Origin of the sequence: Paraburkholderia sp. SIMBA_054 (assembly GCF_046534875.1) — a bacterium.
Taxonomy (GTDB): Bacteria; Pseudomonadota; Gammaproteobacteria; order Burkholderiales; family Burkholderiaceae; genus Paraburkholderia; species Paraburkholderia hospita.
The window spans coordinates 1-259 of the sequence record NZ_JAWRXV010001097.1; the positions used below are offsets into that span (position 1 = coordinate 1).

The following is a 259-nucleotide window of genomic DNA, read 5'->3' on the forward strand; positions in this document are numbered from 1 at the left end:
CTCGCATTGAACCTGATGGGACTCGAATACGTGCAGGTCGCGCGGGCTCGCGGCGAAGGGCTCTTATATATCGCGCGTGTCGAGGTATTGCCGAACATGATCCATCCGATGCTCGCCGATTTCGGCCTGCGCTTCGTGTTCATCGTGCTGCTGCTGAGCGGGCTGAGTTTCCTCGGCCTCGGCGTGCAGCCGCCGAACGCCGATTGGGGTTCGCTCGTGCGCGAGAACATCGGCGGCTTGTCGGAAGGCGCGCCTGCGG

Annotated in this window: 1 protein-coding gene; it reads left to right on the plus strand. The window is 63.7% G+C overall.

Annotation, left to right across the window (positions count from 1 at the left end; genetic code table 11):
- The coding region (locus SB822_RS58555) for an ABC transporter permease subunit (protein WP_410859304.1) at positions 1 to 259 on the plus strand (259 nt) is incomplete at both ends.